22 protein-coding genes and 1 pseudogene are annotated in these 26,161 nt (G+C 67.7%); 14 read left to right on the top strand and 9 right to left on the bottom strand.

Annotated elements, in window-relative coordinates:
* Nucleotides 1-66: 66 nt before the first annotated feature.
* The 9 genes and pseudogenes from AB0E63_RS29460 to AB0E63_RS29420 form a co-directional block, all read right to left on the bottom strand.
* Nucleotides 67-2,649, bottom strand: coding sequence for a Tat pathway signal sequence domain protein (locus AB0E63_RS29460; RefSeq protein ID WP_360373325.1), 2,583 nt, complete (start codon nt 2,647-2,649; stop codon nt 67-69).
* Nucleotides 2,646-3,539: a carbohydrate ABC transporter permease gene (locus AB0E63_RS29455; RefSeq protein ID WP_360373323.1), complete on the bottom strand. Its 894-nt coding sequence runs from the start codon at nt 3,537-3,539 to the stop codon at nt 2,646-2,648. Before AB0E63_RS29455 ends, AB0E63_RS29460 begins: the two co-directional genes overlap by 4 nt.
* 14 nt (nt 3,540-3,553) lie before the next feature.
* The gene (locus AB0E63_RS29450) at nt 3,554-4,543 is read right to left on the bottom strand and encodes an ABC transporter permease subunit (RefSeq protein WP_360373320.1); all 990 of its coding nucleotides are present in this window, start codon (nt 4,541-4,543) and stop codon (nt 3,554-3,556) included.
* 14 nt (nt 4,544-4,557) lie between these two features.
* Nucleotides 4,558-6,105, bottom strand: coding sequence for an extracellular solute-binding protein (locus tag AB0E63_RS29445; protein ID WP_360373317.1), 1,548 nt, complete (start codon nt 6,103-6,105; stop codon nt 4,558-4,560).
* Nucleotides 6,102-6,731 (bottom strand): DUF624 domain-containing protein, encoded by a 630-nt coding sequence (locus AB0E63_RS29440; protein ID WP_360373314.1) that lies wholly within the window; start codon nt 6,729-6,731, stop codon nt 6,102-6,104. Before AB0E63_RS29440 ends, AB0E63_RS29445 begins: the two co-directional genes overlap by 4 nt.
* A 150-nt stretch (nt 6,732-6,881) precedes the next feature.
* On the bottom strand, nt 6,882-7,511 hold the full coding sequence (locus AB0E63_RS29435) for a DUF1961 family protein (protein WP_360373311.1): 630 nt from the start codon (nt 7,509-7,511) through the stop codon (nt 6,882-6,884).
* Nucleotides 7,511-8,545 carry a LacI family DNA-binding transcriptional regulator gene (locus AB0E63_RS29430; protein WP_360373308.1) on the bottom strand — a complete coding sequence of 345 codons (1,035 nt, stop codon included), beginning with the start codon at nt 8,543-8,545 and terminating at the stop codon, nt 7,511-7,513. The genes AB0E63_RS29435 and AB0E63_RS29430 overlap by 1 nt, the downstream gene beginning before the upstream one ends.
* Before the next feature lie 35 nt (nt 8,546-8,580).
* Nucleotides 8,581-9,288 carry a methyltransferase domain-containing protein gene (locus AB0E63_RS29425; protein ID WP_360373305.1) on the bottom strand — a complete coding sequence of 236 codons (708 nt, stop codon included), beginning with the start codon at nt 9,286-9,288 and terminating at the stop codon, nt 8,581-8,583.
* A 126-nt stretch (nt 9,289-9,414) separates the two neighbouring features.
* Nucleotides 9,415-10,581, bottom strand: a pseudogene (locus AB0E63_RS29420) (IS3 family transposase).
* Between the two features lie 248 nt (nt 10,582-10,829).
* On the opposite strand from AB0E63_RS29420, the gene AB0E63_RS29415 reads away from it, so the two are divergent.
* From AB0E63_RS29415 to AB0E63_RS29350, 14 genes are all read left to right on the top strand, one after another.
* Nucleotides 10,830-13,091, top strand: a complete 2,262-nt coding sequence (locus AB0E63_RS29415) for a hypothetical protein (RefSeq protein ID WP_360373303.1) — start codon at nt 10,830-10,832, stop codon at nt 13,089-13,091.
* A gap of 602 nt (nt 13,092-13,693) precedes the next feature.
* A complete protein-coding gene (locus tag AB0E63_RS29410; RefSeq protein WP_360373300.1) occupies nt 13,694-14,161 on the top strand; it encodes a hotdog fold domain-containing protein in 468 nt (155 codons plus the stop codon).
* 10 nt (nt 14,162-14,171) lie between these two features.
* On the top strand, nt 14,172-15,338 hold the full coding sequence (locus AB0E63_RS29405; protein ID WP_360373297.1) for a GNAT family N-acetyltransferase: 1,167 nt from the start codon (nt 14,172-14,174) through the stop codon (nt 15,336-15,338).
* A gap of 71 nt (nt 15,339-15,409) precedes the next feature.
* The gene (gene ruvC / locus AB0E63_RS29400; RefSeq protein ID WP_360373294.1) at nt 15,410-16,006 is read left to right on the top strand and encodes a crossover junction endodeoxyribonuclease RuvC; all 597 of its coding nucleotides are present in this window, start codon (nt 15,410-15,412) and stop codon (nt 16,004-16,006) included.
* A 39-nt stretch (nt 16,007-16,045) separates the two neighbouring features.
* Nucleotides 16,046-16,648: a Holliday junction branch migration protein RuvA gene (ruvA, locus tag AB0E63_RS29395; protein ID WP_360373291.1), complete on the top strand. Its 603-nt coding sequence runs from the start codon at nt 16,046-16,048 to the stop codon at nt 16,646-16,648.
* 3 nt (nt 16,649-16,651) lie between these two features.
* Nucleotides 16,652-17,704: a Holliday junction branch migration DNA helicase RuvB gene (ruvB, locus tag AB0E63_RS29390; protein WP_360373288.1), complete on the top strand. Its 1,053-nt coding sequence runs from the start codon at nt 16,652-16,654 to the stop codon at nt 17,702-17,704.
* 233 nt (nt 17,705-17,937) lie between these two features.
* A complete protein-coding gene (gene yajC, locus AB0E63_RS29385) occupies nt 17,938-18,390 on the top strand; it encodes a preprotein translocase subunit YajC (RefSeq protein WP_360373285.1) in 453 nt (150 codons plus the stop codon).
* 124 nt (nt 18,391-18,514) lie between these two features.
* Entirely contained in the window at nt 18,515-20,215 is a 1,701-nt protein-coding gene (gene secD, locus AB0E63_RS29380) for a protein translocase subunit SecD (RefSeq protein WP_360373398.1), read from the top strand.
* Nucleotides 20,215-21,399 (top strand): protein translocase subunit SecF, encoded by a 1,185-nt coding sequence (gene secF, locus AB0E63_RS29375; protein WP_360373282.1) that lies wholly within the window; start codon nt 20,215-20,217, stop codon nt 21,397-21,399. Before secD ends, secF begins: the two co-directional genes overlap by 1 nt.
* A complete protein-coding gene (locus AB0E63_RS29370) occupies nt 21,399-21,938 on the top strand; it encodes an adenine phosphoribosyltransferase (protein WP_360373279.1) in 540 nt (179 codons plus the stop codon). Before secF ends, AB0E63_RS29370 begins: the two co-directional genes overlap by 1 nt.
* Nucleotides 21,939-22,225: 287 nt before the next feature.
* Nucleotides 22,226-24,424 carry a bifunctional (p)ppGpp synthetase/guanosine-3',5'-bis(diphosphate) 3'-pyrophosphohydrolase gene (locus tag AB0E63_RS29365; protein ID WP_360373395.1) on the top strand — a complete coding sequence of 733 codons (2,199 nt, stop codon included), beginning with the start codon at nt 22,226-22,228 and terminating at the stop codon, nt 24,422-24,424.
* Between the two features lie 36 nt (nt 24,425-24,460).
* Nucleotides 24,461-25,366: a hypothetical protein gene (locus AB0E63_RS29360; protein WP_360373276.1), complete on the top strand. Its 906-nt coding sequence runs from the start codon at nt 24,461-24,463 to the stop codon at nt 25,364-25,366.
* Nucleotides 25,367-25,702: 336 nt separating this feature from the next.
* On the top strand, nt 25,703-25,969 hold the full coding sequence (locus AB0E63_RS29355) for a papain-like cysteine protease family protein (RefSeq protein WP_360373274.1): 267 nt from the start codon (nt 25,703-25,705) through the stop codon (nt 25,967-25,969).
* A complete protein-coding gene (locus tag AB0E63_RS29350; RefSeq protein WP_360373271.1) occupies nt 25,966-26,160 on the top strand; it encodes a hypothetical protein in 195 nt (64 codons plus the stop codon). Before AB0E63_RS29355 ends, AB0E63_RS29350 begins: the two co-directional genes overlap by 4 nt.
* The last annotated feature ends 1 nt before the right edge of the window (nt 26,161 follow it).

Below are 26,161 nucleotides of genomic sequence, written 5' to 3'. Positions count from 1 at the left end.
GCCTCGGCCGCAACTGCCGCCGGGGCGCTTTGAGCAGTGACGCAGCAGGTACGGCTGCCATGCCTGCTAGGACGGTGCGTCAGGTGACCTCCATGCCTTTCCACCTCTGTCAGGTCGGTGTTCGGGGATCAGGGACAGGTTCTGGATCGCTGCGAGCGCGTACTGCGACGCGCCGTTGGTGCTGACGAACGCGGCCTCGTCGACGGGCATCAGGGCGCCGTCGATGTGCGTGGTCTTCCAGTCCGCCTCGCGCTGCATCGCGTTGCGATTGAGGTGGTCGCCTTCGTCGACGAAGAACTTGCGCCAGGCCAGCCGCGCCAGTTCCGCGTCACCGTTGCGGGCGGCGGCGTACGCGGCGAGCCGGCTGTGGGCCTGGACGAGCGAGATGCCCTGCAGTGGTTGACCGACCTCGGCCGTCTGCTCCTCGGGCGTCAGCAGATAGAGCCGGCAGTAGTCGAGCCACGCCTTCTCGAACCCGGGTACGTCGAGGTCCAGGTCGATCAGCTCCGAACAGAGCTCGGGAAGCCCGAAGAGCGAGGACAGGTGAGATACCGCGATGCCGCGCCGGCTGGTGTCGAAACGTCCAGTGGCCAGGTCCAGTCGCGCGTTGCCGGTGAGGAAGCCGTAGTGCAGTGCTGCGATGTCGGCCATCGTTCCGACCAGCCGTGCCCGGGCTCGCTCGTCGCCATGCCGCTCCCACCGCGTGAGCCAGGCCGCGGCGAGCGCACCCCAGTCCACGCCCAGCTCGATCGAGAGCGCATGCGGGTCGGGGGAGTAGACGTCAGGCCGCACCTTGCGTTGCGGATCGACTGTCAGGTACGTCTCCTCGATCGCCGCCAGCTCGTCCATCAGGTCGCCGGTGCGCTCGTCTGCGGTCAGGTAGTAGAAGAAACGTCGATAGATCGCACTGGAGATACGCACCTGCTTGCAACTGCAACCCCAGTGCTGCACGTTGTGCCGCGACCCGAGGCCCTTCCAGCGGCCGAGGTGATGGACGTCGACCTCGCCGGTATGCCGGGTCATCGCCTCGGCGAACCGGAACACGTCCGCCCGTCCGGTCCGCAGGAACTGGTACCAGAGCCACAGGTCCGGTGAGAGCTCCGAGTTGTCCCACGCGAAGCCGCCGATGTCGTAGCGCCAGGTGTGCCGGTCCCGGTCGTAGGTGTGCGTGACGTCGCCGTAGTCCCAGAACCCGTACCAGCGTCGTTGCTCGCGCTGGCCGACGTAGTACTGGAAGAGGAAGTTCAGCCTGGCCTCGATGTCCTGGTGGTCGGCCGTGGGCAGACTCCAGCTGCCGAAGACATTTGCCTCCAACAGCCGGGCCGGTGCTGCCACGAGCAGACCGGGGGAGTTGAGCAGTGCTGCATGCTCGGCAAGGTCCTCCGCCGACGGAGTGGTGTCATGGACCCTCAACGTGAGCTCATGCGTACGCGCGATGCCGTGAGCGTTCCCGAATCCCGGTTCGTAGTCCTCGTAGGTGATCTCGAGTCCTTCGAGCTGTTCGGCGTGCGTGTCCTGGTCCATGCCGTCGTGCCAGTAGCGCACGTCCATGGCCGGCGCGCTCGGCGACCACATCCACACTGTTGCGGTGGCGAGGTCGCTGGCCGCGTTGCGGATGTCGAGGCGAGTCGGGTGCAGCTTCCAGAAGTCACGCAGTCCGAAGCCCAGTCCGCCGCTGACACCGCCGACGTACCCGTAACCCGGCGATCTGGTCCCGGCGGGGATCGTCACCCACGCATGCCCCGGGGCGGTGCGCTTGCGCAGGGTGAAGCCGTCGGCGCTGCTCTGGTCGAGGGTGTAGTCGTTCCACTGCGGGATGAGGTGCAGTCGGTCGGACACCTCGGGGTTGGGGATCTCCTCGATCGCACGGCCGGCTGTCTGCGCACGTCGTACGTCTTCGCCTGGATCGCGGCGCAGACCGGTGAGACCGCGGACCGCCTCGGTCAGGAAGCCGGAGGGACCGGCCAACCGAATGTGGCGGTTGTGCGGCTCGTCGCGCATCACGACATCCGCACTGAGGCCGAGACCGGCCAGGAAGTCACGGTCGGGGTCGCCGTCCCAGATGAAGCTGTGGACGACGCGTACGTCGGTCGCACCGGCATAGAAGTAGAGCCGGACGGAGAACGGCAGCCAGTCACCATGCCTGCCGTCCAGCCTGACCACGGCCCGAACCGGTCCGTCCTGTTCGACAATGAGATTGTCGACAGTCGCCGTCGTCTGTTCCCGGGTGCCGCCGAGGTCCTCGTCCGGCGCATCCTGCCTGAGGCTGACCAGGCGGACATTGCGCACGACCTCCTGCTCGCCGTACGCGATCGACGCGATCAGCCCCGGCTTGCGGAGCACCCAGGTGATCTCGCCGGTGGTGACCCGGACTTCGCCGCCGGACCGCTCGACGTGCACGGGCTGGGCCGGCGGCGCGGGGTCACCGGTGACCAGCTCATACGACGACTCTGGATGCTCGGACGGGCCGATCGCGTGGGCGGACCACTTGATCGAGCCGTCCGGCCAGCTCGCGGTCGTCCAGCTCTGGACCGGCGTACCGTCCGCCAGCGCGAAGCCGGTGCCTTCGGCAACCGTCCCGCGCGGCCACGGAACACCCCAGGAAACGCCTTGTTTGCAGGGAGTTTCCAGCCATTGCAGTGTTGTCATTCCTTCACCGATCCGATCAGGACGCCCTTGGCGAAGTGCTTCTGCAGGAACGGGTAGAAGAACAGGATCGGCAGCGTCGCCACCACCACGACCGCGAACTTCAGGCCCTGCTCCGGGAACGTCACGGTTTCCAGTTGCTGCAGCACGTTCGCCGAGTCCGCGTTGGCCGCGGTGAGCTGGCGGACGATCATCTGCAGGGTCCACTTCTTGCTGTCGTCGATGTAGAGCAACGGCGACATGTAGTCGTTCCAGATCCCGACCGCGTAGAACAGCGAGAACGTCGCGATGATCGGCTTCGACAGCGGCAGCACGATCCGCAGGAACACGTTCAGCTCGTTGCAGCCGTCGATCCGGGCTGCCTCCTCGAGCGCCTCGGGCAACTCTTGGAAGAAGCTCTTCACCACGATCAGATAGAACGGGTTGATCGCCAGCGGCAGGATCAGCGCCCAGTAACTGTCCAGCAGCCCCAGATCACGCACCACGAGGTACGTCGGGATCATGCCGCCGCTGAACACCAGCGTGAAGATCACCAGGTTCAGGATCAGCGCCCGCCCCGGCAGGAACCGTTTCGCCAGCGGGTAGGCCATCGTCAGCGTCAGTACCAGCTGGACCACAGTGCCGACCGCGGTCACGCCGATCGTGGTCAGCAACGCCCTGACGAAGGTGTCGGTGGAGAAGATGTAGTGATAGGTGTCGGTGACGAACGTGTGCGGCCACAGGAAGAACGGCCGCGAGCTGATCTCGGACTCGCTCGCGAACGAGCCGGCCAGGACGTACAGCAGCGGCAGGACCGTGACCAGCGACAGGGCGGTCAGCAGGACGGCGTTCGCGATGTCGAACGCGCGGCTACCGCGGGAGTCGTAGTAGCGGACGGATTGAGTGGTTGCCATGGTCACCGCCCCTTTCAGAAAAGGCCTCGCTGGCCCAGACGCTTGGCCAGGAAGTTGGAGCCGAAGATCAGCACGACACCGACAAGGCCCTTGAACAGGCCGACGGCGGTCGCGTAGCTGAACGAACCCTGGGTGATGCCGACGTAGTAGACGAACGTGTCGAACACGTCGGCGACGTCGCGGTTGAGTGACGTGGTCATCAGCCAGATCTGCTCGAACCCGGAGTCCATCAGGTGACCGGACGTCAGGATCGCCATCACCACGATGGTCGGCCGGATCGCCGGTAGCGTGATGTGCCAGAACTGCCGCCACCGGCCGGCGCCGTCCACCCGGGCCGCCTCGTACAGCTGCGAGTCCACCCCGGCCAGCGCGGCCAGGTAGATGATCGTGCCCCAGCCGGTCTGCTTCCACAGCAACTGCAGCACGATCAGCGGCCGGAACCAGTCGGCCTGCGCGACGTAGTCGGTCTTCTGCCCGCCGACCAGGCCGTGGATCCAGTTCGCGATCACGCCGAAGTCCACCGAGAAGAGCAGGTAGGTCAGCGACGCGACGATCGTCCAGGACAGGAAGTGCGGGATGTAGATCAGCGACTGGACGGACCGCTTCATCACGTTGACCCGCAACTCGTTCAGCATCAGCGCGACGACGATCGGGGCCGGGAAGACGAACACGATCGTGAGGAGCGCGAGCAGCAGGGTGTTGAACATCAGCCGGCCGAAGTCCGGCCCGGTGAACAACTCCTGGAAGTGCTTCAGCCCGACCCACTCACTACCCGAGTAGCCGAGGAACGGCACGTAGTCCTTGAACGCGATCGTCAGGCCGTACATCGGCAGGTACTTGAAGACGGCGAAGTACACCAGGCCGGGGAGCAACAGCAGGTACAGCCAGCGGTACCGCAGCAGCTCCCTCCACAGCGGGACCTGACGGCGCTTCTTGCCCGGTGGGGCCTGCCGCGGAGCATCCGCGGCAGGCTGGACCACCTCAGGCACCAGATCGGTGGCCATGAGTCAGCCGCCTCTCAGCCGCCGGCCTTGGCAGCCAGGTCGTTGACCTCCTGGGCGATCTGCGTGCCGCCGCCGTCGTACCAGCGCTTGATCTGCGCCTTCAGCTGGTCCTCGGTGATCGCACCGGACAGGTACTTGATCCGGGCGTCCGGGATGATCGTGTCCAGGGTCTGGCCCTTGGCCACCGCGGTCGGCGCGATCACGCTGAGGGCCGGGTTGAAGACCGCGGTCTTCAGGTCCTCGTTCATCAGCACGTCGAACTTCGCCCGCATCGTCCGGCTGGCCTCGTCGTTCGGCCGCAGCGCGTACGCGCCGAGTCCGACGGAGGCGCGCGTACCGAGCTGGATGAAGGCCTTGTCCACGTCGTTCTGGACCGCCTTGACCTTCGGGTCGTCCTGGTTGATCGGTACGGCGTACTGCCCGTCGACCTTGAAGTTGCGGCCCTCGATGCCGTTGGTGAGCAGGATCGAGCCCTCCTTGGACTCGAGCTTGTCCAGCGTCTGCAGCACCTGGTCGAGCTGTTCCTCGGTCCGGACGTGCTGCTTGGAGATCGCCATCACCATGTTGTAACCGGTGAACGGGTAGGAGAACTTCTTGCCGTCGGAGCGTTTCAGGTTCCCGACCAGGGTGACCTTGTCGAAGTCCTTCGGGTTCTTCTCCTTGAACAGATCGAGCAGCTGGGTGGCCCGGACGTTGACGTCGATGATCATGCCGCCCTTGCCCTGCACGAACGGGTCGTTCCAGTTCGCGCTGTCCAGGGTGGCGAAGTCCGGGTTGACCAGGCCCTCGGTGACCCACTTGCGCAGCCACTGGTTGGCCTGCAGGAACTCCGGGGTGTCGAAGCCCGGGACCAGCTTGCCGTCGCGCTCACCCCAGCCGTTCGGGGCGCCGAACCAGGTCTCGATCACGTCGTACGGGCTGGCGCTGGCGTAGTTGCCGGGCCACTTCGGGATGATCAGGCCGTAGGTGTCCTTCTTGCCGTTGCCGTCCGGGTCCTGCTCGGTGAACGCCTTCGCGATCGTGTAGAGGTCGTCGACGGTCTGCGGTTCCTTCAGGCCGAGCTTGGCCAGCCAGTCCTTGCGGATCACGATGCCCGAGCGCAGCAGTGGGCGGACCCGGTAGATGCCGTACGTCTTGCCGTTGGTCATCGAGTTCTTGGCGATCTGCTCGTTGGCCGGCTTGAGGTTCGGGTACTTGTCGAGCTTGCCGCTCAGGTCCCAGAACGCGCCCGCCTCGGCCGCCTTGACGAACGAGGGGCTCTTCTCGTTCGCGACCATCACGTCCGGGATCTTGTCCGAGGCGAGCGTGACGTTCGACTTGTCGCCGTACTCGGCGTTCGGCACCCAGGTGATCTTGAGCTTCTTGCCGATCAGCTTCTCGACCGCCTGCTGCAGTTCGCCGCTCGGGTCCGGAGCGGTGCCGAACAGCGGCGCCATCACGGTCAGCTCGCTGCTGGCGGCCTCGCTTGATTTGTCCTCGCCACCACCGGAACAGGCCGATGCGAGTAATGCCGTCGACAGCGCGACGGTGACGGCGATTCGCCGTCGGGAGAAGATGGTCATGAGTTCCCTTTCAGGTGCAGGCGCGCCTCGTTCTCGGCGAAGAAGCGCAGGCAGAGCCAGGTGTCGATCTGAATCCAGGCGCCGGTCGCCAGCACGAACCCGAGCACCGGGAACTTGGCTGACACGTAGGCGATGGACACCGCGACGAAGAGCAGGACCAGCGACGACGCCGGCCGCGCGAGCGCGACCAACGATGCCTTGGGCAACAACTCGCGGACCCGGAGGTCGTAGTGCACGGCCATCGGGAGCAGGTAGGCGGCGATCACTCCGAGCGCGACGAGCGCTGCCAGGCTGACCAGGCGGGGGAGTGACGCCTTCGCGCCGAGCGACGCGAAGTACAGGTAGTTGCCGATCAGTACGACGGCCGCGGCGACGAGGGGCAGCACCACGAGAGTGCCGCGGCGGAACTCCCGGCGGAACGCGGCACGGAAGGAAGGCAGAGCATGAAACGATTCACCCAAAGACCTGCGTCTAGCCAGGGAATAGGCTGCGAGCGTAGCCGGGCCGATACCCAGCGCAACTCCGCCGAGCAGGGTGAAGAGCATCCACAGGGCGTTCAGCTTGATCGCCCAGACGACTTCGTCCGCTGCGTCGTACAGCTTGATCGACCAACCAGTACTGCTCATGTTCCTGCCTTGTGACGTGGGTGTTTCGGGCGAAAAGTGATGTGACCATATGGTTGAATCGTCTCAATGTCAACGCTTCGGAAAGCGTTTGTCAGAGAGTGGTCATGGAGTGCCCCGAGCCTGTGGGCGGAGTGTGCGTGAAGGCGGTGCTCAGGGCTGCGAGATCCGCAGGTTCGCGTACTCGCCGATCAGCGGGGCCATCTGGCGGAAGCCGATCTTGCCGCCGGTCAGCGGGCGGTCGTCGTACCACTCGAAGCTGACCAGGTCGTTGATCGCGAACGTGATCAGGCCGTGGTCGACCGAAAGCCTCAGTTTGTAAGGACCTTCGGCGTCGTGGACGTCCGGGATCGGATCGGCTCCCTGCGCGACCAGGTGGAAGCCGTGACTCTTGCGCAGGTTGCAGGTGTGGAAGGCGCGCTCGGCCGGCCAGCGGCGGCGGAAGTACGAGACGTGGTACGTGTCCAGGTCGCCGTGGTGGTACTGCTCGTACGGGCCGGTGCGCGGGGTCAGCTCGAAGAGATCCTCGCCCTGACGGCCCTTGGCATGGAAGAACAGGATGCAGAGGCCGGGCTCACGAATCGGCCAGAAGTCCCACTCCACGGTGATGTCCGGCGGGAAGTCCTCGGGACACCACAGGACGACGTTGGCGTCCTGCCCGTCCTCCGGCGGTCTGGTGCTCTCGAGCCGGAGCCGTCCGAGCGGGAACGAGACAGCGCCGTCGCCCTCCATCCGGAAGCCGTCGAGGTCTGTGCTTGCTGCCAGCCGATTCTCGTACAGCATCAGCGGCGGGTGTAGTCGCTGGACTCACGGACGATCAGGTCCGGCTGGAAGATGACCTGGCGGTGGCGATGCCGGTCGGCCGCCTCGACCTCCTCCTGCAGCAACTCCATCGCGGATCGCCCGAGCAACTCGGCGGGCTGCCGCACCGACGACAGCGGTACGGCGGCGGCCCGAGCGAAGTCGATGTCGTCGTACCCGACGATCGCCATGTCCCGCGGCACCCGCAGGCCGGCCACGGACATGGCCTGCAGGAAGCCCAGCGCAAGCAGGTCGTTGGCGAGGAACGCCGCGGTCGGCCGGGACCTCGCCGGCATCGCCGCAATCTGCTCACCGATCGCGCGCCCCTCGACCACGCCCATCACGTCGACTTCGTAGTACTCGAGATCAACGCTTTTCTGCTCGGCGATGGCGGTGATGCCGGCCATCCGGTCGGACACCTGCTGCATCGTGAAAGGCCCACCGATAAAGGCGATCCGGCGATGACCGGACTCGATCAGATGGTTCCCCGCGAGGCGTCCGCCGAGCTGGTCGTCGACGCTGACCGAGCAGAGCCCCCGGTCGGCGGCCCGGTCGACCAGGACTACCGGCGTACCGCGGGCGACCAGCGCGGTCAGCCGTGGATCGTTGCTGTCGAACGGCGTGATCAGGATGCCGAGAACGCGCTGCTGCTCGAGCTGATCGAGGTGGTGACCTTCGCGGACCGGGTCCGTCTTGCTGTTACAGAGCATCACCACAGTGTCGTGCTCGTACGCCAGCGCCTCGGCGCCTTCCGCGAGATCGGTGAAGAACGGGTTCGCCACGTCGAGCACGACCAGCCCGACCGTCCGGCTCTTGCCGGCCCGCAGGTGCCTGGCCGCCTCGTTCCGCACGAACCCGAGTGCGTGAATGCTGTCCTGCACCCGCTGCCTGGTCGCCGGCGCCACGATCCACGGCCGATTCAGCACGTTGCTGACCGTGCCCACAGAAACCCCGGCCCGATGCGCAACCTCTTTGATGCTGGGCGTTGCCATCGTCCCCCGTCCAGCAGCGGTCACGTTGGCCGCAGTCTATCCGGGCCGAATTGAATCGTCTAAATCCGTTCGCATCTGAAGTAGAGCAGACCGGGTACCGCCTGCCAGACCGGGCGTTCCCCGACCGGCTCGACCATCCGTACGACGTTCAGCCCGGCCGCCACCAAGGTGTTGAGGTACGTCGACAGCATCCGGTGGTACGCGACCCGCGGCAGGATCGCCCACCGGGTGACGCTGTCATACGGCCCTTCCTCGAAGTACCGACCTGTGATCCGCCGAGTCGAGCCATCGACGTGGTCGATCAGCTCACCGTCGGCGGGCGTCTTGTAGCACGGGTGCACGATCGACGCCGCGAACCATCCGCCAGGCTTGAGGATCCGCGCGACCGACCGCACGGTCGGCTCGAGCTCCGGGATGTCCATCAACGCCATGTAACACACCACGCCGTCGAACTCGGCGTCGCGGATCTCACGGAGATCTTGCGCATCGCCGTGGATGTACTCGATGCCGCGGCGTACGTTCTGCTCGAGCCCGCGTGCGTGAGCCAGGAGCGATTCCGAGGCGTCGATGCCGACGACCTCGGCGCCGAGGTCGGCCAGGCGACGCGCGTCGCGGCCCTGACCGCAGGCGATCGCGGCCACGCGCTGACCGCGCACATCACCCACCAGAGCGTCGAATGTCTGATCGTCCAGGCCGGCGCCGTCCGGATCGACGGTCGCGTGATACGCATCTGCCAGCTCTTCGTATGCACTCGTCAGGTTGCTCATGTGCCTACCAACGGCAGCCGCCTCCCCGACGTTCCAAATCTGCTACAAGCTAACCAGGTCCGACGGGTTCATCACCACGGTCCGGGTCGTCACCGGGTCTGCTGCACGAATTGGTGACAGTTTCGGTCACGCAGCCTGACTGGCTGGTGTGGTCATGATCGCTTCGTACTCGATGGGGGTCAACCGGCCGAGCGCGGCTTGGCGCCTGCGGCGGTGGTAGGTCCGCTCGATCCAGGTCACGATCGCGATCCGGAGTTCGTCGCGGGTGGACCAGGTCCGCCGATCGAGAACGTTCCTCTGCAGTAGTGCGAAGAAGCTCTCCATCGCGGCGTTGTCCCCGGCGGCGCCGACCCGCCCCATCGATCCGACGAGGTCGTGGCGACCGAGTGCACGCGCGAACTTCCTGGACCGAAACTGGGCCCGCGATCGGTGTGCAGAACACGGCCGGCCACCTCCGTGCGCCTCGCGGCGGCGTTGCTGAGCGCGGCGACCGCGAGCCGGGACTTCATCCGGTCGCTGATGGAGTAGCCCACGATCCGGTTCGAGAACACGTCCTTGATCGCACAGAGATACAGCTTGCCCTCGGCGGTGCGGTGCTCGGTGATGTCGGCCAGCCACAACTGGTCGCCGCGGTCGCGGTGAAGTCGCGGCGCACGAGGTCGTCGTGGACCGGTGGACCGGGCTTCTTGCCGTTCTTGCCGCGCTTCTTCTTCCCGAACGCACTCCACCAGCCCATGGCTGAACAGATCCGCCATGCGGTCCGATCCGCCATCGGCTCGCCGCTGTCGCGGGCCTCGTCGGCCAGGAACCGGTAGCCGAACTCCGGGTCATCGGCGTGGGCGTCGAACAACGCGTTCGCCCGGTAGGCCTGCTCGAGCTCGGCAGCGGTGACCGGCCGGGCCAGCCAGCGATAGTAGGGCTGGCGAGCGATCTTGAGTACCCGGCACGTCACCGCCACGGGAACACCGCCGGCGGCCAGCTCGCTCACGAGCGGGTAGAGCCTTTTCCCGGAACGTTCGCCTGCGACAGGTACGCCGCCGCGCGGCGCAGCACCTCGTTCTCCTGCTCCAGCAGCTTGATCCGCCGACGGGCCTCCCGCAGCTCAGCCGACTCACCACGCGAGACACCCGGCTTGGCGCCCTCGTCGACCTCGGCCTGGCGCAGCCACTTGAACAGCGTCATCGGGTGGACCCCGAAGTCCTTGGCGATCTGCTCGACAGTCACTCCGGGCTCCCGGCTGCGAGCCACCCGAACGACGTCGTCACGGAACTCGCGAGGGTAGGGCTTGGGCACAGCAACATCCTTCCAGGCCAGCCTCACGGCGAGCCAACTCAGATGTCACCTATCCGTGCAGCAGACCCCCTGCCTCTCCTTCGATTGCAGTCGGTACGACCCACCGCCATGTGCACAGCGTCCTTTTGGGAACTTCGGTATATCAGCCCTTCGGCTGCCTGCGGTGTGATGTTTCCCCTTGTGGATAAGCGCTTTGCGGCTGCCGGCCGGTTTGCATCCGTCTGCGCTCCACGCATAAGATCGAACACATGTTCGAAGGAGATCTGACGACGCTGTCGACGGCCGACCTGCTGGAGTCGGCCGCCGAGCACCGCGCCGAGGCCAACCGCCGCGACGCCCGCCTCCTCGAACACGCCCTCATCTACGCCGACCGCCACCACCCCGACGCCCGCCCCGACCGCGACCACCCCGACGCTCGCCCCGACCGCGCCATCCGTCCCGGCCGCCGCTCCTCTAACGGCCGCGAGCGCGCGGTAGTCCTGGGCGGCGAAGGATGCCCACCGATCTTGGAGTTCGCGATCGCCGAATTCGGTGTCCTCCTCGGCATCTCCGCAGGCGTAGCCGCCGACTACATCGGCACCGCCCTGGCGCTCCGGCACCGCTTCCCCTTCACCTGGGCCCGGATCCAGTCCGGCGACGCCACCCCCTGGAAGGCCCGCCGCATCGCCGCCGAATGCTCCAAACTCACCGAAGACGCCGCCGCCTACGTCGACAAGCGCATCGCACCCCTCATCGACACCCTGACCCCGTACCGCCTGACCAAGATCGTCACCGCCGCCAAAATGCACGCCGACCCCCACGCCGCCCGCGCCGAGGCCGAGGAGAAAGCCCGCGAACGCGGCGTCTTCCTCGGCCGCTCCAACGACCACGGCACCAAAACCATGTACATCAAAGCCGCCGCCGGCGCCATCGCCCGCAACAACGCCACCGTCACCGCCATCGCCGAAGCCCTCAAAACCTTCGGCGACACCCGCACTGTGCAGTACCGCCGCGCCGAAGCCGTCGGCATCATCGCCGACCCCCACTACACCCAAGAACTCCTCACCCAAGCCCGCCACCACCACCCGAACACCCCCACCACTCCGGAGACCACTACAGCTCCGGATACAGACACCGTGGACACCGACACCGCGGACGCAGGCACCCCGGGCACCGGAACCCCGGATACCACGGCTCCGGACACAGACACCGTCGACACCGACATCGGGGACGCCGGCACCCCGGACACCACCGTCGCTTCGGATCTCGCCGTCCCCGACACGACCGCTCGCGGCGCGACCGCTCGGGCCGCCACCACCGCTCCGGACTTGGCCACTCCAGACACCACCAAGGCCCCGGACACCACCAAGGCCCCGGACACCACCAGGGCCCCGGACATCATCAGCGCCCCGAGATCGATCAGCGATCCGGACATGACCAGCGATCCGGACATGACCAGCGGTCCGGGGAGGACCTGCGCCCAGGAGACCTGGGTGGCCGAACGCGTTGCGCGGGGATGGACTGCCGCGGACCTTGGCGCGGGGTCGGGATCCTGGTGGAGTGATGAGGCCCTGCTGGACGACCGGACCAGTGGCCGCCACGAACCCAGCCTGGATGCCGAGGCTGACCGCGATGCACCTCACCCGAGTGTCAGCGACCTCGCAGATCCTCTCGACGCGCCATCCAAGGATCCGGTCGAACCCCTCGACCCGCTCGAGCCCAACGTAGGAGTCGATCCCGACGACGGCCAGCCCATGGACGCCGCAGCCCGACGTGCCCTGCACGCGCGCCTAGCCCAAATCAAGCACGACGCCTACGCCAACCTCGCCCGACGCAGCGCCGACCGCGCCGAATGGGCCGACCGCACCGAGACTGCCGCTGCCGCTGCCGCTGCCGCTGCCGCTGCCGCTGCCGCTGCCGCTGCCACTGGCGCCGGCGGCAGCAGCACCGGCATCGGGGGCATCGGCAGCGGGGGCACCGGGGGCGGCGGCACCGGTAGCGGCAGGGGTGGGCGGGTGCGGCCGGGGCAGACCGAGGTTCATGTGCACCTCACCGACCACACGCTTGCCACCGGTACCGGGGTTCTGCGCGTCGAGGACCTCGGCCCGCTGCTGGCAGACCAGTTGACGGAGCTCGTTGGCTACGGCCCGTACACCGTGAAGCCGGTCATCGACCTCAACGACGCAGTCAGCGTCGACGCGTACGAGATCCCCGACCGGATTCGCGAACGCGTCAAGCTCACTCACCCCGTCGAGGCCTTCCCCTTCGGCAATCGCGAAACCAACCACACCATCGACCTGGACCACATCGAGCCCTACGACCCGCTCGGTCCACCAGGTCAGACCAGCACTCGGAACCTCGCGCCCCTGGGCCGCTTCAGCCACAGGATCAAGACTCACGGCCGCGGCTGGAGCGTCCGCCGCGTCGACCACAAGACCCTTGAATGGCGCACGCCTCACGGATTCACCTTCCGCGTCGACCCCACCGGCACCGTCAGGGTCAACGGTCGACACCTCGACTGCGCGATCTGAGCACGGGTGCGCAGCAGTAGTCCACTGAATGCTTGCCGGCGCTCGAGTTGCCGCGGAGGCGGTCGCCTGACCTTGGTCGACCGGGAGCAATCGCGAAGAAGCTTCCGGGCTGGACTCCTGGTGAGTCGGACGGAGTCGGGCCGAAGGTGGCTCTGGCGGCCGAGAGCCGGCGGACCGCCAGTCTGTCCGACGCTTCGAGCGCCTCGGCCAGACCGGGGTTGGCCGCCAGGTCCGGGCTGGCCCAGTCGGGCGGAGGTCTGCAGCGTGCATGAATGCTGGCGCCGTGAAGCTCTCGCCGAACACCTAAGGCGGACTCGTCTGTACTTTCGGCTGCTGGCTGCTGGCTGCTGGCTGCTGGCTGCTGGCGGCTGACTGCCTTTGCGGATCGCCGTCACTCGCTCGCCTCTCGGTTCGCTGCCCTAGGCCGTCGGTGCGGTTGCCGTTGTGGGTAGCGCTCTCGCCGTTTGGGTTCGTGCGTGTACCGGTCCCCGCAACGCCGCGGAGGCGGCCAAAAGATCTGTCGCCGCGAGGCGGTGGCCGGTTGGCGGTGGTTGTGTTGGGCGGGGGTCGACGGGTATGTGACTGGCGGGTAACATGTGGGGATGGGTAGTCAGGTGTTGGGGATGTGGGAGCGGTTGCGGGTGGTGCCGGGTGGGGAGCGGGTGTTTTCGCGGGCGTTCACCTGGAAGGCGCCCTACTTTCGGTCGATTCGGCCGCGGTTCGTGCAGGTGAGCCCGAACTACGCGGCGCTGGTGCTGCCCAAGCGGCGGGCGGTGCAGAACCACATCGGCACCGTGCATGCGATTGCCGTGTGCAACGGTTTGGAGGCGGCGATGGGGGCGTTGGCCGAGGCGACCATTCCGAAGGACAAGCGCTGGCTACCCAAGGGCATGGAGGTCGCCTACCTGGCGAAGTCCACGTCCGATCTGACCTGCTCGGCGGAGACGGATCCGGCGGCGTGGACGGCCGGGCCGGAGGTGCCGGTGAAGGTGAAGGCGACGCGGGACGACGGCACCGTGGTTGTCGAGGGCACCATCTATTTGTGGGTAACGGAGCGGCCGAGCACGTAGGGTCGTCGGCGTGACTGATGCGCTGCGGTTGGTGGACATCACCGAGGACCACCTCGAGGACGTGTTGCGGATCCGGAGGCAGTCGTTCGGGACGATGGCGTCGGGGGACCGGGACGAGTGGTGGAAGTACGCCGTCAAGTTCCTCGAGGACGGCCGGTACGTCGGGGTCGCCGACGGGGACGCCCTCGTCGCGGCGGCGCGGTTCTGGAACTTCGGGCAGTGGTGGAGCGGCCGACGGATCCCGGTGGCGGGGGTGGCCGGCGTTGTCGTGTCACCGGAGTACCGCGGCCGTGGTGTGGGCAGCCTGCTGATGCGTGGGGTGATGCGGCGCGGGGTCGAGAAAGGCTTCCCGCTGTCCGCGCTGTACCCGGCGACGACGGTGATCTACCGGCACCTCGGGTACGAGTTCGGCGGGTCGCGGTACAAGTACTCCTTCCAGTCCGCCGATCTGCGCCGCCTCGGCGGTAAGGACGTCAGCATCCGCCGGGCCGGGCCTGACGATGCGCAGCGGTTCCTCGAGGTGGCCAGCCGGGTGAACGAGTCCCGGCGGTCGAACGGCGTCCTGATCTGGCCGCTCGACGAGATCGAGGAGTGGCTCGCGGACGAGGACAACACCGCGTTCCTGGCCGATGACGGATTCGTGCTCTACAACTGGGCCGGCGACGAGGAGTTGTCCGTCGACGAGCTGATCGCCGGATCGGAGCAGACCGCGCGGGCGCTGTGGGCCACCGTCGGTTCCGGATCCTCGATCGCGCGGACCGTGCACGCATACCTCCCGCCCGGCGACCCGATCCACCTCATGATCGAGACCGAGGCGGACAAGAAGGCCGAGGAGCAGCGCTGGATGCTGCGGTTGCTCGACGCCCCGGCGGCGATCGCGGCACGCGGGTTCGCGCCGAGCGCCGTAGTGGAGGTGGACGTGCGCATCGACGATCCCGACGTACCGGAGAACAGCGGGGACTGGCACCTGACGGTGGCGGATGGGGTCGGAGAGCTGGCGCCGGCGGAGGCGGCTGACTCAATGAGATTCGGACCACGCGGGCTTGCTGCCTTGTACGCCGGTACGTCGCTCAACGTGCTGCGGGGAGCGGGATTGGCGAAGGGGCCGGCCACCAACGATGCGGCCCTCGACGCGGCGTTCGCGGGGTCGGCGTCGTACATGCTCGACTACTTCTGATCCGGCGCGTCGATTACCCGCTGTCCGGCAGCGCCGATTAGGGTTGTCGAACAAACGTTCGGAGGTGGTCCATGCGGGTGCTCGGCGTCGACCCGGGGCTGACCCGGTGCGGACTCGGCATCGTCGAGGGTTCGCCGGGCAAGCCGCCGACACTGGTCGCCGTCGGGGTGATCCGGACGCCGGCCGATCTGGACGTGGCCAAGCGGCTGGTCCGGATCGAGGCCGAGCTGGAGGAGTGGATCACCGAGCATCGGCCGGATGCGGTCGCGGTGGAGCGCGTGTTCGCGCAGCACAACGTCCGTACGGTGATGGGCACGGCGCAGGCGTCCGGAGTGGCGATGGTGGTGGCCGCACGGCGCGGTCTGCCGGTCGCGCTGCACACGCCGAGCGAGGTGAAGGCCGCAGTCACCGGATCGGGCCGGGCGGACAAGGAACAGGTGACCACGATGGTGACCCGGATCCTCAAGCTCGCCGAGCGCCCGACGCCGGCTGACGCCGCCGACGCGCTGGCGCTGGCGATCTGCCACGTCTGGCGCGGCGGCGTGACCAGCAAGTTGCAGGAGGCGGCCGCCAGCCGGTCGAACCTGGAAGCACTGGCGCAGGCGCAATCCCGCCTCCAAGTGGCTAGGCTGCGGGCCGCCGTGGCGGCCCAGCAGGGCAAGCGGTGAGCAAGTGATGAGCAGGGCCGAACGGCTTGGAGGTTGGCGATGATCGCCTTTGTACGGGGGCCCGTGGCGGCCATTGGTGTGGACAGTGCCGTGATCGAGGTCGGGGGAGTGGGCCTGCAGGTGTTCTGCCATCCCGGCACCCTCGCGGGGTTGCGGCCGGGGCAGGAAGCCCGGGTGGCGACCTCGATGGTGGTGCGGGAGGACTCGCTTACGCTGTACGGCTTCTCGGATGACGATGAGAAGGACCTGTTCGAGTTGCTGCAGACGGCATCCGGGGTCGGGCCGAAGCTCGCCCAGGCGGCGCTTGCGGTGCTGAGTCCGGATCAACTGCGACAAGCCGTTGCGACCGAGAATCTCGCCGTACTGGTGAAGGTTCCCGGCATCGGCAAGAAGGGTGCGCAGCGGATCGTGCTGGAGCTGAAGGACAAGATCGGCGCGCCGTCGAAGACGGTGTCCGGTCGTCCGCTGCAGGCGCAGGAGGCCTGGCGGGACCAGGTGCATGCCGGCCTGGTCGGCCTCGGCTGGTCGACCCGGGACGCGGAGGACGCCGTCACCGCGGTCTCGCCGCTCGCCGCCGACAGCCCGAACCCGTCCGTCCCCGATCTGCTGCGTGCCGCGCTGCGCGTGCTGTCGAAGGCATAAGAGATGGAAGACAACGTCCGGCCATTGGTGTCCGCGGACGCGGTGGATCTCGAGGAACGCAAGATCGAGTCCGCGCTGCGGCCGCGCACCCTGGCTGAGTTCGGCGGGCAACGCAGGGTCAGCGAGCAGCTCGAGCTGGTCCTGCACGCCGCTCGCGGACGGAACCGGGCGCCGGATCACGTGCTCTTGTCCGGCCCGCCCGGGCTGGGCAAGACCACGCTGGCCATGATCATCGCCAGCGAGATGTCGGCGCCGCTGCGCATCACCAGCGGTCCGGCGATCCAGCACGCCGGCGACCTCGCCGCGATCCTGTCCGGGCTGAGCGAGGGCGAGGTGCTGTTCCTCGACGAGATCCACCGGATGTCCCGGCCCGCCGAAGAGCTGCTCTACATGGCGATGGAGGACTTCCGGGTCGACGTGATCGTCGGCAAGGGGCCGGGGGCAACCGCTATCCCGCTGGAGATCCCGCCGTTCACGCTGGTCGGCGCGACCACCCGGGCCGGGCTGCTGCCGGGGCCGCTGCGGGACCGGTTCGGGTTCACCGGTCACCTGGAGTTCTACGACGCCGCCGAGCTCGAGAAGATCGTGAACCGGTCGTCCGCGCTGCTCGAGGTCGACATCACCCCGGAGGGCGCGGCCGAGATCGCATCCCGGTCCCGCGGTACGCCGCGGATCGCGAACCGGCTGCTCCGCCGGGTCCGCGACTACGCAGAGGTACGGGCTGACGGCATCGTCACGCTCGCCCTCGCCAAGGCGGCGCTGGAGCTGTACGAGGTGGACAAGATGGGCCTGGACCGGCTCGACCGGTCCGTTCTGGACGCTCTGTGCCGCCGTTTCGGCGGGGGACCGGTAGGTCTTTCCACGTTGGCGGTTGCGGTCGGCGAAGAACGTGAGACCGTGGAGGAAGTGGCCGAGCCATTCCTGGTCCGGTCCGGCTATCTGGCCCGTACGCCGCGCGGCCGCGTCGCCACGCCCGCGGCCTGGCGGCACATCGGGCTCAAGGTCCCGAAGGGCGCCACCTTCGCGGACACTTTGTTCGACACAGACGACGACTGAAAGAGTTCGACCCAGATTGCAGAGCGGATACGACGGGAACGTCCGCGGGCGCCGGAACGTAGACACTCCGTAGCGAGTAACTCAAACGTGACCCGGTGTCATGAGGAAGTTGTTGCCGCTCAGGGTTAGACTCCCCGGTGGCCTGACCTCAGGCCATTCCGCTGCGACCTGCGCGCTTGAGCAGAGCGTGCCGGACGCCCGTACTCCCGATCGACGAAGGATTTTGAGACCCCATGCAACTCCTCGCCGTACCGATGGCCTCTTCCGGCGGCTCCGGCTTCACGCTGCTGCTGCCGCTGATCCTGATCGTCGGGATGATCTGGTTCATGAGCCGCACGCAGCGTAAGCAGCGCGACCGGCAGGCAAAGACGGTGGCCTCGCTCAGCCCGGGTACCAAGGTGATCACCACCAGCGGCCTGGTCGGCATCGTCGAGGAGACCGACGACGAGTACGTGACGCTGGAGATCTCCGAGGGCGTGCTGGTGCAGGTGGTCAAGGCCGCGGTCGGCCGGGTCATCCCTGACGAGGACGCCGAGGCGACCGACGCCGACAGTGTCGACAAGGCCGAGGACGAGCCGGCCGGGGACCTCAAGGACCCCGTGGACGTGCCGGACGCGGGTAAGGACAAGGCCGACGGCAAGGTGCAGGACGCGCCGAAGCTGCCGCCGACGCACACCGAGAACTGATTTCCGTCCCAACGGCCTGAGGCGCGTCGCCCGGCGTCTACTCTGACGTTGCGGCGCGCCCAGAAGCACAAAGGTTGAATCTGACGTGGCAACGACGACGACATCCCGTCCCTGGCGGAACCTGATCGCCTTGGCGGTCATCGTGGTCCTGCTGTTCGGGATCATGGCGCTGACCAACACCTGGAAGCCCAAGCTCGGCCTGGACCTGCGCGGTGGCACCACCATCACGCTGACCGCGAAACCCGCTGCCGGCAGTGGCTCGGTGACCGCCGACCAGCTGAACGAGGCGAAGAACATCATCTCTCAGCGGGTCAACGGTGCGGGTGTCGCCGAGGCCGACATCACCACGTCCGGCGGAAATCACATCAACGTGGCCGTCCCCGGCGCCACCCAGGACGCTCTGGTCAAGCAGGTCGGCCAGACCGCGCTGCTCTACTTCCGGATCGTGTACGACGGCCAGTCGCTCGCGCCGGTGGCGACACCGACGCCGACCCCGACGGGTACGCCGAAGCCGAGCACCACGCCCAAGCCCAGTACGACGGTGAAGCCGAAGGCCAGCACCACGCCGAGCGCCACGCCGAAGGGCCGCGCCTGGACCAGCGCGCTCGGCAAGGCCGCCACGCCGACCCCGACGCCGAAGCCGAGTACGACGCCGACCGCGCCCACCACCGCCACGCCGACGACGCCGGCCACGAACCCCGGCGACCCGCTGAGCTACGTCCCCGACGCGGCCACGCAGGCAGCGTTCGCGGCGTTCAAGTGCGGTGACCCGCAGACCGACGACCCGAACAAGCCGCTGTTCTCCTGTGACCGCGACAAGCAGTTCAAGTACCTGCTGGGTCCGGCGATCATGAAGGGCACCGACCTGGCCGACGCCAGCGCGGGCATCCCGCAGGGCGGCTTCCAGTGGCAGGTCAACCTGAAGTTCACCGGCGAGGGCGGCGACAAGTTCCTCAAGGCCACCCAGAACATCTCCGCCCGCGGCGAGGGCCAGAACCTGTTCGCGATCGTGCTCGACGGCGAGACCATCTCGACCCCGAGCGTCGCGCAGCCGATCCCGGGCGGCCAGGCGCAGATCACCGGTACCTTCACCGAGGCCGAGGCGCGTGACCTGGCGAACGTGCTGAAATACGGCGCCCTGCCGATCTCCTTCGACATCTCGTCGGTCGAGACCGTGTCGCCGCAGCTAGGTGGCGACCAGCTGTCCGCGGGCATCTGGGCCGGCATCATCGGCCTCATCCTGGTCGTCCTCTTCTGCTTCCTGTACTACCGGGGGCTGGGGATCGTCGTGGTGGCGTCGCTCGGGATCGCGGGCATCCTGACGTACCAGCTCGTCTGTCTGCTCGGCCACGCGATCGGGTTCACCCTGACCCTGGCCGGTATCGCCGGTCTGATCGTGGCGGTCGGTATCACCGCGGACTCGTTCATCATCTACTTCGAACGACTACGGGACGAAGTGCGCGAGGGCCGCAGTCTGCGCTCCTCGGTGGAGACCGGCTGGGCCCGGGCCAAGCACACGATCATCGCGGCTGACTCGATCTCGCTGCTCGCCGCGGTGGTGCTCTACGTCCTGGCGGTCGGCAGCGTGAAGGGCTTCGCGTTCACGCTCGGCCTGACCACGGCGCTCGACCTCGTGATCGTGTTCATGTTCACCAAGCCGATGGTCACCCTGCTGGCCCGGACCGACTTCTTCGGTCACGGCCACAAGCTGTCCGGTCTGGACCCCGAGCATCTCGGTGTGGAGCGGCTGCCTGGTCAGATGAAACCGTCGGCCCGGCCTGCCAAGCCGACGTCGAAGCCCAAGCCGGTTGGAGGGGAGGTCTGATGTCGAAGCTCGGACAGCTCGGTGCCAAGCTGCACCGCGGTGAGGTCTCGTACGACTTCATCGGTCATCGCAAGCTCTGGTTCACGATCTCCCTGGCCCTGGTGGCCATCTCGCTGATCGGGCTCTTCGCCCGCGGCCTCGCGCTGGGTATCGAGTTCAAGGGCGGCGTCGAGTACCAGGCGAACGTCAAGGTCACCGGCAACACCGTCGACGACTTCACCAGTGTGGTGAAGGCGACCAATGCCAAGGATCTCGGCGACCCAGTCGTCACCACCATCGGCTCCGACAAGGTGCGGGTGCAGACCAAGCCGCTGGCGCAGGACGACATCGCGAAGGTCCGTGCCGCGATCGCCAAGGAGGCCGGGGTCCCGATCGACCAGGTCACCTCTCAGCAGATCGGCGCGTCCTGGGGGCAGCAGATCGCGAACAAGGCGATCTGGGCGCTCGGTGTGTTCCTCAGCTTGGTGTTCCTGGTGATCTGGGCCTACTTCCGAGAACCCAAGGCGTCGGCGGCCGCGATCATCGCGCTGATCCACGACGTCACGATCACGGTCGGCGTGTACGCGCTGATCGGCTTCGACGTCACCCCGGCGACGGTGATCGGCGTACTCACGATCCTCGGTTACTCGCTGTACGACACGGTCGTGGTGTTCGACAAGATCCGCGAGAACACCCGGGGCATCACCGGGAACACCCGCTACACCTACTCCGACGCGACGAACCTGGCCGTCAACCAAACCGTCGTACGGTCGATCAATACCACGGTGACCGCGTTGCTGCCGATCGCCTCGATCCTCGTGGTCGGAACGGTGGTGCTGGGGACCGGGCCGCTCAAGGACCTTTCGCTGGCGCTGTTCGTGGGTGTCGCGGTCGGTGCGTACTCGTCGATCTTCATCGCGCCGGCGCTGCTCGCGGTCTTCAAGGAGCGTGAGCCGGGCATGCAGGCGCTGAGGCGCCGGGTCATCGCCAAGCGGGCCCAGGCGGCGAAGGCGGGTGCTCCGGTCGCCGTGGCGACCGCGGGTGCGGGCGCAGGTGCGGCCGCCGCGCGGTCCGTCGTCCAGGACACGCCGCGCAAGGACCGGCCGGCGGGTACGGCGCCGACGCCGGCGGCACGCCCGATGAAGGCGACGGCGGCCGGACGGCCGCAGCCGACGCGCAAGCCGCGGTCGAAGCGCGGTAAGTGATGCGGTCGCTCGAGCAGGTGCTGGCCGACGGCATCCGCGACATCCCGGACTACCCGCAGCCAGGGGTGGTGTTCAAGGACATCACCCCGCTGCTGGCCGACCACAGCGGCTTCGCCCAGGTGGTCGAGGCGCTGGCCGCGGCCGGGAAGGACGACGACGGGAACCCGGTGGTCGACAAGGTGGTCGGGATCGAGGCGCGCGGGTTCATCCTGGCCGCCCCGGTCGCGCTCGCCCTCGGCGCCGGGTTCGTCCCGGTGCGCAAGAAGGGGAAGCTGCCGGCGGCGACGTACGAGGAGTCGTACGCGCTGGAGTACGGCGAGGCGACCATCGAAGTGCACCAGGACGCGTTCACCCCGGGTGACCGGGTGCTCGTGATCGACGACGTACTCGCCACCGGCGGCACGGTCGAGGCGTGCCTGCGCTTGATCCGCCGCTGCCAGGCGGAAGTTCTCGAGACCGCGGTCCTGCTCGAGCTTTCGTTCCTGCCGGGGCGCAAACGGCTGGCCGGCGAGCAGTTGTCCGCCCTCGTCACAGTCTGACATCACGAACCCACCCGGCGTGTTGTCCACAGGGTGATTCAACCTCGTTGGCCGCAGCCCCCTAGACTGGTGGTCTGTCGGCGGAGGGACACAACGTGGGCGAAGACCCGGCGATGACATCAGCGGTGCCGAACGTGGTACCGCAGGAGCCACCGCGCGCGCCGGCACCGGCGCGCCCGGCGCCCGTGTCACCGTCGCCTGCCACCCAGCCGCCGCGAATCGCGCCGGCCCGGGTGCGGGCCAGGCTCGCCCGCCTCGGCGGAACCAGGCACCCGAACCGGGCGCCGATGCTCGAGCCGCTGTTCCGCGTCGTCCGGGCGACCCACCCCAAGGCCGACCTCGGCATGATCGAGCGCGCCTACCGGACCGCGGAGAAGTACCACACCGGCCAGCTCCGCAAGAGCGGTGACGCCTACATCACGCACCCGCTCGCCGTCGCCACCATCCTGGCCGAGCTCGGTATGACCGCGCCGACCCTGTGCGCCGCCCTCCTCCACGACACCGTCGAGGACACGCCGTACACCGTGGCCGAGCTCACCGCCGACTTCAGCGAAGAGATCGCCATGCTGGTCGACGGCGTCACCAAGCTGGACAAGGTCAAGTACGGCGAGTCCGCGCAGGCCGAGACGATCCGCAAGATGGTCGTCGCGATGGCCAAGGACATCCGGGTGCTGGTGATCAAGCTCGCCGACCGCCTGCACAACATGCGCACGCTCGGCTTCCTGCGGCAGGAGAAGCAGGAGCGGATCGCCCGCGAGACGCTCGAGATCTATGCCCCGCTGGCCCACCGGCTCGGTATGAACACGATCAAGTGGGAGCTCGAGGACCTGTCCTTCTCGACCCTGCACCCGAAGGTGTACGACGAGATCGTCCGGCTGGTCGCCGAGCGCGCACCGTCGCGGGACGAGTACCTGGCGTCGGTGATCGACCAGGTGCACGAGGACTTGCGCGCCGCCAAGGTGAAGGCGACCGTCACCGGCCGGCCCAAGCACTACTACTCGATCTACCAGAAGATGATCGTCCGCGGCCGCGAGTTCGGCGACATCTACGACCTGGTCGGCATCCGCGTGCTGGTCGAGTCGGTCCGGGACTGCTACGCCGCGCTCGGCATCCTGCACGCGCGGTGGAACCCGGTGCCCGGCCGGTTCAAGGACTACATCGCGATGCCCAAGTTCAACATGTACCAGTCGCTGCACACCACCGTGATCGGCCCGCAGGGCAAGCCGGTGGAGCTGCAGATCCGGTCGTTCGCGATGCACCGCCGGGCGGAGTACGGCATCGCCGCGCACTGGAAGTACAAGGAGGACCCGAGCACGGCCGCGCCGGACGCGGTCGGGCCGCCCAGCACCGAGATCGGCGGCCCGAACGAGATGCCGTGGGTGCGGCAACTCGTCGACTGGCAGCGGGAGACCTCCGACCCGTCGGAGTTCCTGGACTCGCTGCGGTTCGAGATCAACAACTCCGAGGTCTACGTCTTCACCCCGCGCGGCGACGTGATGTCGCTGCCGACAGGGTCGTCGCCGGTCGACTTCGCCTACGCGATCCACACCGAGGTCGGGCACCGCTGCATCGGCGCCCGGGTCAACGGCCGGCTCGTGCCGCTGGAGAGCACGCTGGAGAACGGCGACGTCGTCGAGGTGTTCACCTCGAAGGCGCAGGGCGCTGGACCGTCGCGTGACTGGCTCACATTCGTCAAGAGCCCGCGCGCGCGGAACAAGATCAAGCACTGGTTCTCCAAGGAGCGCCGCGACGAGGCGATCGAGCACGGCAAGGACGCGATCGCCAAGCAGCTCCGCAAGGAGGGCCTGCCGCTGCAGCGCCTGCTGTCGCACGAGACCCTCACCGCGGTGGCCAACTCGCTGCGCTACCCCGATGTCACCGGTCTGTACGCCGCAGTCGGCGAGAGCCACGTTTCCGCGCAGGCCGTCGTACGGCGTCTGATCGAGACGTATGGCGGTGAGGAGGGGGCGGCCGAGGACCTCGCCGAGGGCCTGCGGTTGCCGCAGACGCGGGAGCGTCGGAAGCGGACTGCCCGGGGCGATGCTGGTGTCATCGTCAAGGGTGCGACCGACATCCTGTCCAAGCTGGCCCGGTGTTGTACGCCGGTTCCGGGCGACGAGATCATCGGCTGGATCACGCGCGGTGCGGGCGTCTCCGTGCACCGGGCGGACTGTGCGAACGTCGAGAACCTGCAGACCCAACCGGAGCGGATCGTCGAGGTTGAGTGGGCGCCGACAGCGCAGTCGGTGTTCCTGGTCGCGATTCAGGTCGAGGCGCTCGACCGGGCCCGGCTGCTCTCGGACATCACCCGGGTGCTGTCCGACTACCACGTGAACATCCTGTCCGCGGCGCTGACGACCACCCGTGACCGGATCGCCAAGTCCCGCTTCACCTTCGAGATGGGTGACCCGACCCACCTCGGCCACGTCCTGAAAGCAGTCCGCTCGGTCGAAGGCGTCTTCGACGTCTATCGCGTGACTCAGTAGGCCTCGGCCGTTTGTGACGCCGGGGAGACTGCGGGTATGGCTTCCTCGGATGGACTTGCGCGACGCGGGCTGCTGATCGCCGGCGTTGGGCTGCTGGCGGGCTGCAGCGGGTCGTCGGTTGGGCAGCAGCCGAGCTCGTCGGGGACGCCGAGCGCACCAGGCACGTCCGGTACTCCGCGGGCGCCGAGTAAGCCGAGTGCGCCGGCCTCCACTCCCGCTGTCGCGCTTCCTTCGGTGCGGACGTGGTCGCCTGGGTCGGGGGAGATCCAGCCCGCGGCCAAGCGCGCGGCGGTGGCGGCGGTTGTCGACCTGCTAGGTGGGTCACGGTCTGTGGTCGAGGTGATCGATGCGCAGTACGGCGGGATCTTGGGGGACTCGGCGAGCGTGTTGGTGCCCTGCCGGGTGTACACGATCAGCGGTGGCCGTGTCGTCACTGGCGGTACGACGGTCGACGTACGGCTGAGTAAGACGCGGGGGAGTTGGCGGGTGACCTCGACGCATCCGGCCCAGCCTGGTCCGGCGGCTACCGGGCTGTCGGCGGCGGCGCGGCAGGTGCTGGCGAGCGATCGGATCGCGCTGCCGCCCGCGTCCGCGGCCGATATCCGGTCGGGGCAGGTGCACGACAGCGTGCTCACCACGATGCTGCAGCTGGCGGAGACCTATCGGATCGGGGTCAGCGTGATCCGCTCCGGCCACCCGCTGAACGTCTTCGGCACCAACCGGCCCAGCGATCACCCGCGCGGGCGTGCGTTCGACACCTGGCAGATCGACGGTCACGCCGTCGTCGCGCCGACCACGTCACGTTCGCTGATCACGTCGTACATGCGGGCGACCGAGGCGCTCGGGTCGTACAACGTCGGCGGTCCGTACCAGCTGTCCGGTTCGGCGTTCTTCTCCGACCAGACCCACCACGACCACGTCCACGCGGGCTTCCAGAGCTAATCCCACTCCCACGCGATGCCGACCGAACCCGGGGCGGCGGACGGTTCGACGACGTGCGCGCGGCCGTCGGCGGTGAGCATCGTAGTGCACGACAGCCGTGTCACCGACGGCGAGGACGCGGTCGAGTAGGAGTTCACCGAGCATCGCGCTCGTCTCGGGAGAGCGCGCGACCCGGCCGGTCCGGCAGCCGCTGACCGCGCGTAGGGAGAGCTGGTCGACATCACCGCCTGGTTCGCCTTGGGCCGCGATGATGAGGCGATCCACGGGCTGTACGGCGACAACGCTTTGCGTGATTCGTCTCCGGTGGGAGCTGCGGTCGGCACTGAAGGAGGATCCATGCGCAGGCTCCGCCCCAGCCGCATCTGGTCATTGCTCCTGGCAACGATGATCGGCCTGGCCACGCTGGTACCGCTCGCGCCGCCGGCGTCGGCAGCGCCCGGCAGCTACTACCTCAACGTCTCCGGGCAGGCGCAGCAGAAGTCCAACCGATGCTGGGCCGCCAGCGGCAACAGCATCGCCGCGTTCTACGGAAAGTCGTACTCACAGAACCAGTTCTGCAACCTGGCCTTCGGCAACAGCCAGAACGTGACGTGCGTCCGGTGATGACGCGGATCGGCTGGACCTCGGGTGGCGGTCACATGATGGACATCATCCGGTACGACTCGTCGGACTCCACGATCGAGTACTACAACCCCTGGCCGGACGACCCGCGCTACAACTACTCGACGTACAACTGGTACCGGTCCAACTCCGAGTTCACCTGGACCCACTCCCTGTACCGGATCGGAGCCTGAC

The organism is Kribbella sp. NPDC026596 (assembly GCF_040638415.1).
GTDB lineage: Bacteria > Actinomycetota > Actinomycetes > Propionibacteriales > Kribbellaceae > Kribbella.
The sequence above is the reverse complement of the archived record's forward strand: the minus strand, read 5'-3'. Positions and strand labels throughout refer to the sequence as shown.